The organism is Pseudomonas antarctica (assembly GCF_900624995.1).
GTDB classification, from domain to species: Bacteria; Pseudomonadota; Gammaproteobacteria; order Pseudomonadales; family Pseudomonadaceae; genus Aquipseudomonas; species Aquipseudomonas antarctica.
Genome location: NZ_UYXQ01000014.1, coordinates 81,780 through 93,336 on the forward strand (window position 1 = coordinate 81,780; position 11,557 = coordinate 93,336).

Sequence of the window (11,557 nt, forward strand, 5' to 3'; positions counted from 1 at the left end):
GGCAGGAACCCCATGATGGACGCCTTCGAACTTCCCCGCACTTTGGTCCAGTCGCTTCAGCGACGAGCTGCGCAGACCCCGGACCAGGTGGCCCTGCGCTTCCTCGCCGAAGCTGCCGAGCACAACGTTGTGCTCAGCTACCGTGACCTGGACCAACGCGCCCGCACCATCGCCGCCGCCTTGCAGGCCAACGCGGCGTTGGGCGAGCGTGCGGTGCTGTTGTTCCCCAGCGGCCCGGACTACGTCGCGGCGTTCTTTGGTTGCCTGTACGCCGGGGTCATCGCGGTGCCGGCGTATCCGCCCGAATCCACCCGTCGGCATCACCAGGAGCGCCTGCTGTCGATCATCGCCGATGCCGAGCCAAGTCTGCTGCTGACCATCGCCAGCCTCGGCGACGGCCTGGCGCAAGTCGAGAATGCCCCGCCAGTACTGAGCGTCGACACTCTCGATGCGCAGCTCGCTGACGGTTGGGTCGAGCCCGAACTGCACGCCGACGACATCGCGTTCCTGCAATACACCTCCGGCTCCACCGCATTGCCCAAAGGTGTGCAAGTCAGCCACGGCAACCTGGTGGCCAACGAAGTGCTGATCCGTCGCGGCTTCGGCATCGACCTCAACCCGGATGACGTGATCGTCAGCTGGCTGCCGCTGTACCACGACATGGGCCTGATCGGCGGCCTGCTGCAGCCGATTTTCAGCGGCGTGCCGTGCGTGTTGATGTCGCCGGCTTACTTCCTCGGCCGGCCATTGCGCTGGCTGGAAGCGATCAGCGAGTACGGCGGCACCATCAGCGGTGGGCCGGATTTCGCTTATCGCCTGTGCAGCGAGCGGGTCAGCGAATCCGCCCTGGAACGCCTGGACTTGAGCCAATGGCGCGTGGCGTATTCGGGCTCCGAACCGATCCGCCTCGACACCCTGGAACGCTTCGCCGAGAAGTTCGCGGCCTGCGGGTTCACCTCGAACCATTTCTTCGCCTCCTACGGCTTGGCCGAGGCGACCCTGTTTGTCGCCGGTGGCACCCGTGGCCACGGCATCCCGGCCTTGCGCCTGGACGAACAAGCGCTGGCGGCTAATCGTGCCGAACCGGGGCAGGGCAGCGCGATCATGAGCTGCGGCACCCACCAGCCGGAACACGCGGTGTTGATTGCCGACCCACACACGCTGAGCGAGCTGCCGGATAACAACGTCGGCGAGCTGTGGGCCACTGGCCCGAGCATCGCCCACGGTTACTGGCGCAACCCTGAGGCCACTGCCAAGACGTTCGTACACCATGCCGGCCGCACCTGGCTGCGCACCGGCGACCTGGGGTTTATCCGCGAGGGCGAGGTGTACATCACCGGCCGCCTGAAAGACCTGCTGATCGTGCGTGGCCACAACCTGTATCCCCAGGACATCGAACAAACCATCGAGCGCGAAGTGGAAGTGGTGCGCAAGGGCCGCGTCGCCGTCTTTGCCGTGAATGATCAGGGCCTGGAAGGCATCGGCATCGCCGCTGAAATCAGCCGCAGCGTGCAGAAAATCCTGCCACCCGAAGCGCTGATCAAAGCCATTCGCCAGGCCGTGGCCGAGGCCTATCAACAAGCCCCGAGCGTGGTTGTATTGCTCAACCCCGGCGCCTTGCCCAAGACGTCCAGCGGCAAGGTGCAGCGCTCGGCGTGTGCCCTTCGCCATGCCGACGGCAGCCTCGACAGCTACGCGCAGTTCCCCGACCTGCAAGCGCACACGAGTGATGTGGCGTTGGCATCCGAACTGCAAAGCCAGGTCGCGGCGATCTGGTGCGAACAGTTGCAGGTTGCAACCGTCGCGGGCGATGACCACTTCTTCCTGCTCGGCGGTAACTCCATCACGGCCACCCAAGTGGTCGCACGCCTGCGCGAAATCCTGGGCCTGGAACTGAACCTGCGCATGCTGTTTGAAGCGCCGACGCTTGCGAGCTTTGCCGCTAACGTCGCGCAATTGCAGCAAGACGGCGGCATCGCTCAAGGCGCGATTCATGCCTTGTCGCGCCAGGACGACCTGCCGCAATCCCTGGCACAAAACCGCTTGTGGATCACCTGGCAACTCGACCCGCAGAGCAGCGCCTACATCCTCCCCGGCGCCTTGCGCTTGCGCGGTGAGCTGGACGAAGACGCGGTGCGCGCCAGCTTCCAGCAGCTGATCCAGCGCCACGAAGCCCTGCGTACCCGCTTCTACGAGCGCGACGGCCAGGCCTTTCAGCGCGTGGATGCAACCACCGAGTTCGACCTGCACGTCATCGACCTCAGCGACTTGCCCGCCGCCGAGCGTGAAGCGCGCGCGCAACAGATCCGCGAAGACCAAGCGCGGACCCAGTTCGACTTGGAAAAAGGCCCGCTGCTGTGGGTGACCCTCGTGCGCCTGGACGATGAAGATCACCAACTGCTGGTGACGCTGCACCACATCGTCGCCGACGGTTGGTCGCTGAATATCCTCATCGACGAATTCTCGCGGCTGTATGGCGCCGCGACTCAAGGCCAGACCCTGGAGTTACCGCCACTGGCCCTGCAATACGCCGACTACGGCAGCTGGCAGCGCCAATGGCTGGCCGAAGGCGAAGGCCAACGGCAGCTGGCTTACTGGAAAGCGCAGTTGGGCGAGGAGCATCCAACCCTGAGCCTGGCCACCGACCACCCGCGCTCGGCGCAACAGCGCAACAGCGCCTCGCGCCATAGCGTGCGCCTGGATGCAGGCCTCAGCGCAGCGATTCGCCAGACCGCCCAGGCCAACGAATCCACACCGTTCATGTTGCTGCTGGCGGCGTTCCAAAGCCTGCTCTACCGCTACAGCGGCCAGCGCGATATCCGCATCGGCGTGCCGAATGCCAACCGCCCGCGCCAGGAAACCCAAGGCCTGATTGGCTTCTTCATCAACACCTTGGTGTTGCGCGCCGAGCTGGATGGGCGTCTGCCGTTCAACCAGCTGTTGGCTGCAACCCGCCAGACGGCGTTAGGTGCCCAGGCGCATCAGGACCTGCCGTTCGAACAGCTGCTGGAAGCCTTCCCGCAAGCCCGCGAACACGGCCTGTTCCAGGTCATGTTCAACCACCAGCAGCGCGACCTGAGTGCCTTGCGTCGCCTGCCGGGCATGCTCGCCGATGAGCTGGCGTGGCACAGCCGCGAGGCCAAGTTCGACCTGCAACTGCACAGCGAAGAAGACCGCAACGGGCGCTTTAGCCTGTCGTTCGACTACGCCGATGAATTGTTCAACGCCGCAACCATTCAGCGTCTCGCCGAGCACTTCATCAACCTGCTGCATGCCGCATGCGAGCAACCGCAACAGGCCATCGGTGACCTGAAGCTGATGCAAACCGACGAGCAGCAGCCGTGGAGCGAAGCGCCGTGCGTGCCCGCGCAGCAGTGGTTGCCCGAGTTACTTAACCTGCACACCTCGGACAGCACCGCATTGGTCTGGCAGGGCGCCAGCCTGACCTTCGCTCAACTGCACACCCAGGCCAACCGCCTGGCCCATTACCTGCGCGACAAAGGCGTCGGCCCGGATGTGTGCGTGGCCATCGCGGCCGAGCGTTCGCCGCAACTGCTGATCGGCTTGCTTGCGATCATCAAGGCCGGTGGCGCCTACGTGCCGCTGGACCCGGATTACCCCGCGGACCGCCTGGCCTACATGCTCCAGGACAGCGGCGTGCACCTGCTGCTGACCCAAACCTCGCTGCTGGAGCTGCTACCGGCGCCCGAAGGCGTGTGCGTGATTGCCATGGACAGCCTGCACCTCGAGAGCTGGCCGACCCAAGCACCGGGCTTGCACTTGCACGGCGATAACCTCGCCTACGTGATCTACACCTCCGGCTCCACCGGCCAGCCCAAAGGCGTGGGCAATACGCATGCGGCGCTGGCCGAGCGCTTGCAGTGGATGCAGGCCACGTATCAACTCAACGACACCGATGTGCTGATGCAAAAGGCGCCGATCAGTTTCGACGTGTCGGTGTGGGAATGCTTCTGGCCGCTGATTACCGGTTGCCGCTTGGTGCTGGCCGGCCCCGGCGAGCACCGCGACCCGCACCGCATCGCGCAGTTGGTGCAGGAGCATGGCGTGACCACGCTGCACTTTGTGCCGCCGCTGTTGCAGCTGTTTATCGATGAGCCGTTGGTGGCCGAATGCACCAGCCTGCGTCGCCTGTTCTGCGGTGGTGAGGCCTTGCCCGTCGAGCTGCGCAACCGCGTGTTGGCACAACTGCCAGCGGTGCAGTTGCACAATCGTTATGGCCCGACGGAAACCGCAATCAACGTCACCCACTGGCATTGCCGCGCGGAAGATGGCGAGCGTTCGCCGATTGGCCGGCCGCTGGGCAATGTGACCTGCCGTGTGCTGGACGAACACCTCAACCCATTGCCGGCCGGTGTACCGGGCGAACTGTGCATCGGCGGCATCGGTCTGGCGCGCGGTTACCTTGGCCGCGCCGGGCTGACTGCCGAACGTTTTATTGCCGACCCACTGGGCGAGGCGGGCGCACGCCTGTATCGCACCGGTGACCGCGCGCGTTGGAGCGCTGACGGCGTGCTCGAATACCTCGGCCGCCTTGATCAGCAGGTCAAACTGCGTGGCTTTCGTGTGGAACCGGAAGAAATCGAAGCGCGCCTGCTGGCCATGGACGGCATCGCCCAGGCCGTGGTGCTGGTGCGCGAGCAGCAGTTGATCGGCTATTACACCGCCAGTTCCGAGTTGGACCAACAGGCGGTAAAAACCGCCCTGGCCGCCGAGCTGCCGGAATACATGGTGCCCGCGCAACTGATGCGCCTGGACGCCATGCCCCTGAGCCCCAGCGGCAAACTCGACCGTCGCGCATTGCCCGAACCGGTGTGGCAAACCCGTGAGCACATCGAACCTCAAACGCCGTTGCAGCAGCAGATTGCGGCGATCTGGCGCGAAGTCCTCGGCCTGCCACGCATAGGCCTGGGCGACGACTTCTTCGCCCTCGGCGGCCACTCGTTGCTGGCCACGCAAATCATCTCGCGCACCCGCCAGGCCTGCGACGTCGAGTTGCCATTGCGCACCTTGTTCGAAGCCCGCGAGTTGGGCGCGTTTGCCGAGCAGGTCGGGCTGATCCAGGCCTCGGGCCTGCGCAACCAGCAAACCGCCATCGCCAAGGTCGACCGCAGCGCGCCGGTGCCGCTGTCCTATTCGCAGCAGCGCATGTGGTTTCTCTGGCAGATGGAACCGGACAGCCCTGCCTACAACGTCGGCGGCATGGCACGCCTGCGTGGCGTGCTGGATGTGGGGCGTTTCGAGGCCGCGTTGCAAGCCTTGATCATGCGTCACGAAACCCTGCGCACTACCTTCCCGAGCGTCGACGGCGTGGCTTATCAAAAGGTCGCGCCGCAAACCGGCCTGCGCATGGACTGGCAGGATTTCTCGGCGCTGAACGACACCGAGCGCCAACAACGTCTGCAGCAGTTCGCCGATCACGAAGCCCACACGCCCTTCAACCTGGAAACCGGGCCGCTGTTGCGCGCCTGCCTTGTCAAGGCCAGCGCGCAGGAACACTACTTGGTGCTGACCCTGCACCACATCGTCACCGAAGGCTGGGCGATGGACATCTTCGCGCGTGAACTCAGCGCGCTGTACGAAGCCTTTATCGATGAGCGCGACTCGCCGCTGGCGCCGTTGCCGGTGCAGTACCTCGACTACAGCGTGTGGCAACGCCAGTGGCTGGAGTCCGGTGAGCGGCAGCGCCAACTGGACTACTGGATCGCACAGCTTGGGCATGAGCATCCACTGCTTGAACTGCCCGGCGACCGCCCACGCCCGCCGGTGCAAAGCCATCAGGGCGAGCTGTATCGCTTCGACCTGAGCGATGCATTGGCCGCTCGCGTACGCGCCTTCAATGCTGAGCGTGGCCTGACGCTGTTCATGACCATGACCGCCACGTTGGCCGTGTTGCTCTACCGCTACAGCGGCCAGACCGACCTGCGCATCGGCGCGCCGGTGGCCAACCGGATTCGCCCGGAAAGTGAAGGGCTGATCGGCGCGTTCCTCAACACCCAAGTGCTGCGTTGCCAGCTCAATGGGCAGATGAAGGTCGGCGAGTTGTTCGAGCAGGTGCGCCACACTGTGATCGAAGGCCAGTCCCACCAGGACCTGCCGTTCGACCACGTGGTGGAAGCCCTGCAACCCCCGCGCAGCGCAGCGTACAACCCGTTGTTCCAGGTGATGTGCAACGTGCAGCGCTGGGAATTCCAGCAGCGCCGCCAACTGGCCGGCATGACCGTCGAGTACCTGGCCAATGATGCACGCGCGACCAAGTTCGACCTCAACCTGGAAGTCACCGACCTCGACCATCGCCTGGGTTGCTGCCTGACCTACAGCACCGACCTGTTTGACGAACCGCGCATTGCGCGCATGGCCGAGCATTGGCGCAACCTGCTGGAAGCGTTGATCGCCAACCCGCAACAGCGCCTCAGCGAATTGCCGCTGCTGACGGCGACCGAGCAGCGTGCGCTGCAAAACAGTTTGGGTGTCGAGGCCGGTGAGCATCGCCTCGATCAGTGCATCCATGCGCTGTTCAGCCAGCAGGCCAATAGTCGTCCCGATGCGCCTGCGCTGACCTTCGCCGGTGAGACGCTGACCTACCGCGAACTGGACGCCCGCGCCAACCGCCTGGCCTGGATGCTGCGCGAGCGCGGCGTCGGCCCTCAAGTACGTGTTGGCCTTGCGCTGCCGCGTTCTTTGGAAATGGTGATTGGCCTGTTGGCGATCCTCAAAGCCGGCGGTGCCTATGTGCCGCTGGACCCGGAATACCCGCTGGACCGCTTGCACTACATGATCGAAGACAGCGGCATCGGCCTGCTGCTCAGTGACGCGGCGATGTTTGAAGCGCTCGGTGAACTGCCGGCGACGGTGGCGTGTTGGTGCCTGGAAGATGACCTTGCGGTGCTCGCCAATTACCCGGCCAACGAGCTGCCGTTTATCAGCCTGGCGCAACACCAGGCGTACCTGATCTACACCTCCGGCTCCACCGGCAAGCCCAAAGGCGTGGTGGTTTCCCACGGTGAAATCGCCATGCATTGCCAGGCGGTGATCGAGCGCTTCGGCATGCGCCCGGATGACTGCGAGCTGCACTTTTATTCCATCAACTTCGACGCTGCTACCGAGCGTTTGCTGGTGCCGCTGCTCAGCGGGGCGCAGGTGGTTCTGCGTGCCCAGGGCCAGTGGGATGCCGAAGAAATTTGCGCGCTGATCCGCACCCATCGCATCAATATTCTGGGCTTTACCCCGAGCTACGGCAGCCAGTTGGCGCAGTGGCTGGCGACCCAGCACCAGACCTTGCCGGTGCGCATGTGCATCACCGGCGGTGAGGCGCTGACCGGCGAACACTTGCAGCGCATCCGCGCGGCGTTCCAGCCCGAGGTGTTTTTCAACGCCTATGGCCCAACTGAAACCGTGGTCATGCCACTGGCCAGCCTGGCGCCGCAGCAGTTGGAAGAGGGCGCCGCCAGCGTGCCGATCGGCAGCATCATCGGTGACCGTGTGGCGTACATTCTTGACGCCGACCTGGCGCTGGTGCCGCAAGGCGCGACCGGCGAGTTGTATGTCGGCGGCGCCGGTCTGGCCCAGGGTTACCACGAACGCCCAGGCATGACCGCGGAGCGCTTTGTCGCCGACCCGTTTGCCACGAAGGGTGGGCGTTTGTACCGCACCGGCGACCTGGTGCGCCAACGCGTCGATGGCCGGGTGGAGTACCTGGGCCGTGTCGACCATCAAGTGAAGATTCGCGGTTTCCGTATTGAGCTGGGCGAAATCGAAACCCGCCTGCTGGAACACCCAGCGGTGCGCGAAGCGGTGGTGCTGGCGCTGGAGTCACCCAGCGGCAAACAGTTGGTGGCCTATCTGGTCAGCGACGCCGACCACGGCACCCTGCGCGAGGCGCTGAAGGCCCACCTCAAGGCGCAACTGCCGGACTACATGGTGCCCGCGCACCTGATCGTGCTGGACAGCATGCCGCTGACCGCCAACGGCAAACTCGACCGGCGAGCCTTGCCGCAACCGGACCCGGAGGCGAACCGCCAACACTACGTGGCGCCACGCAACGAGCTGGAGCACAGCCTGGCCGCGATCTGGTGCGCCGTATTGAACGTGCAGCAAGTCGGCCTGGACGATAACTTCTTTGAACTGGGCGGCGACTCAATCCTGTCGATCCAAGTGGTCAGTCGCGCGCGGCAGGCCGGTATTCACTTCAGCCCGCGCGACCTGTTCCAGCACCAGACCGTGCAAACCCTGGCGGCCGTGGCCACGCGTTCCGAGCAGGTCGCCGCCGAGCAAGGCGTGCTGACCGGCAGCTCGGGGCTTACGCCGATCCAGCATTGGTTCTTCGATACCGATATCCCCAATCGTCAGCACTGGAACCAGGCGTTGCTGCTCAAACCGCTGCAGTTACTCGACCCTCATCGCCTGGAGCAAGCGCTGTTGGCGATACTGGAACACCACGATGCTCTGCGCCTGAGCTTCACCCCGCGCGATGCCCATTGGCACGCCGAGCATTTGGCCGTGCCGCAAGGCGGCGTACTGATGCAGGCGCAAGTGCGCGATATGCAGCAGTGCAGCGCGCTGTTCACCGATACCCAACGCAGCCTCGACCTCGAACACGGCCCGCTGCTACGCGCCTTGCTGGTGGACGGCCCGCAAGGTCAGCAACGCCTGCTGATCGCGATTCATCACCTGGTGGTGGATGGCGTGTCGTGGCGCGTACTGCTGGAGGACCTTCAAACGGTTTACCGCCAGTTGAGCGACGGTCAGTCCGTAAGCCTGCCGGCCAAGACCAGCGCCTTGCGCGATTGGGCTGCGCGCTTGCAGGCCTATGCGAACAGCGAATCCCTGCGTGAAGAGTTGACTGTGTGGCAAGACCAGTTGGCCGGCCCGGCGGCGGCATTGCCGGTGGATCGGCCGAACGGCGCGCTGCGCAATCGCGATGCCGATACCGTCAGCGTGCGCCTGGATGCCGAACACACCCGCCAGTTGTTGCAACAGGCGCCAAGCGCCTACCGCACCCAGGTCAACGACCTGCTGCTGACGGCTTTGGCCCGCGTACTGTGCCGCTGGAGTGGTCACGATTCAGCACTGATTCAGTTGGAAGGCCATGGCCGTGAAACCCTGTTCGATGACATCGACCTGACCCGCAGCGTCGGCTGGTTCACCAGTGCTTATCCGCTGCGTCTGACACCGCAAGCAGAGCAGGGCGCGTCGATCAAGGCGATCAAGGAGCAACTGCGCGGCGTGCCGCACAAAGGTTTGGGCTACGGCGTGCTGCGTTACCTGGCGGACGACGGGTGCCAGCAGACCATGGCCGCCCTGCCAAGCGCCGACATCACCTTCAACTACCTCGGCCAGTTCGACCAGAGCTTCGGCGCCGATGCGCTGTTCCATCCGCTGGATGAGTCGGCGGGCCTGGCACATGACCCGCAGGCGCCGCTGCCTAACGCGTTGAGCGTCGACAGCCAAGTGTATGGCGGCGAGCTGGTGTTGCGCTGGACCTTCAGCCGCGAGCGCCACGATCAGCAGACCATCCGCGCGCTGGCCGATGCCTACCTCGCCGAACTGCACAGCCTGATTGCGCACTGCCTCAACAACGATGCCGGTGGCCTCACGCCGTCCGACTTCCCGCTGGCACACCTGAGCCAAGCACAACTCGACAGCCTGCCGATTGCCGCCAGCGCCATCGAAGATATCTACCCGCTGACGCCGATGCAGGAAGGCCTATTGCTGCACACTCTACTGGAGCCGGGCACCGGCCTTTACTACATGCAGGACCGCTACCGCATCAACAGCGTGCTGGACCCCGAGCGTTTCGCCCAGGCCTGGCAGGCGGTGATCGCCCGTCACGAAGCCTTGCGTGCGTCGTTCTGCTGGAACGTCGGCGAAGACATGCTGCAAGTGATCCACAAACCGGGCAGCGCGCCGATTGAGTACCTTGACTGGAGCGCCGCTGCGCAAAGTGAACAGGAGCCGCGTCTGCAAGCGCTGCTCAAGGCCGAGCGTGAAGCCGGTTTCGATCTGCTCAACCAAGCGCCGTTCCACCTGCGCCTGATCCGCGTCGGCGAAGCACGCTACTGGTTCATGATGAGCAACCACCACATCCTCATTGATGCCTGGTGCCGTTCGCTGCTGATGCATGATTTCTTTGATATCTACATGGCCCTGGGCGAAGGTCGCGAAGCGCAACTGGCCACGCCGCCGCGCTACCGCGACTACATCGCCTGGCTGCAACGCCAGAACCTCGCCGAAGCGCGCCAGTGGTGGCAGCAGAACTTGCAAGGTTTCGAGCGCACCACGCCGATCCCGAGCGACCGGCCGTTCCTGCGTGAACACGCAGGTCACAGCGGCGCCATGGTGGTGGGCGACTGCTACACCCGCCTGGATGCCCGCGACGGTGCGCACTTGCGTGAATTGGCGCAGGCCCATCAACTGACCGTCAACACTTTCGCCCAGGCGGCCTGGGCGTTGGTGCTGCGGCGCTTGAGCGGCGATCGTGATGTGCTGTTTGGCGTCACCGTGGCCGGGCGCCCGGTGGAAATGCCCGAGATGCAGCGTACCGTCGGCCTGTTCATCAACAGCATCGCGCTGCGGGTGAAACTGCCTGAAGACGACCAGCGTTGCAGCGTGCGCCAGTGGTTGAGCGGCTTGCTCGACAGCAACATGCAGCTGCGCGAGTACGAATACCTGCCGCTGGTGACTATTCAGGAACACAGCGAATTGCCCAAGGGCCAGCCGCTGTTCGACAGCCTGTTCGTGTTCGAGAACGCGCCGGTAGACGTCTCGGTGCTGGACCGCGCGCAAAGCCTGAACGCCACCTCGGATTCCGGCCGCACCCACACCAACTTCCCGCTGACCGTGGTGTGCTACCCGGGCGATGACCTCGGTTTGCACCTGTCCTACGACCAGCGTTACTTCGACGAAACCACCGTGCAAGGCCTTCTCGGTGAGTTTAAGCGGCTGTTGCTGGCGTTGGTGCAGGGCTTCCATGGCGACATGGCCGACCTGGTGCTGATCGGCGAGCAAGAGCGTGAATTCCTGTTGGACGGCTGCAACCAGAGTGCGCACGCCTACCCCTTGGAGCGCAGCTACGTCGAGCTGTTTGAAGCGCAGGTGGCCGCGCATCCGCAGGGCATCGCCGCCAGTTGCCTTGACCAGCAATGGACCTATGACGAGTTGAACCGGCGCAGTAACGGCCTGGGTTACGCGCTGATTGCGGCGGGTGTTGGCCTGGATCAACCGGTGGCTTTGCTGGCCGAGCGCAACTTGGAGCTGCTGGGCATGATCATCGGCAGCTTCAAGGCCGGCGCCGGTTACCTGCCGCTGGACCCGGGCCTGCCAAGCCAGCGCCTGAGCCGCATTATTGACCTGAGCCGCACGCCGTTGCTGGTGTGCACTGAAGCGTGCCGCGAGCAGGCGATTGAATTGCTCGAAGGCACCGACTGCCAGTTGTTGGTGTGGGAGGAAGTGCCGGGCCGTGGGGAAAACCCAGGGGTCTCAAGCGGTCCGCACAACCTTGCCTATGTGATCTACACCTCGGTCGCCACCGGCCGCCCCC

Annotated in this window: 1 protein-coding gene; it reads left to right on the forward strand. The window is 64.5% G+C overall.

Going from position 1 to position 11,557, the window contains the following annotated elements; translation table 11 throughout:
* Window positions 1-12: 12 nt before the first annotated feature.
* On the forward strand, window positions 13-11,557 hold an 11,545-nt coding region (locus E0F99_RS11775; RefSeq protein ID WP_130908774.1), incomplete at its 3' end, for a non-ribosomal peptide synthase/polyketide synthase.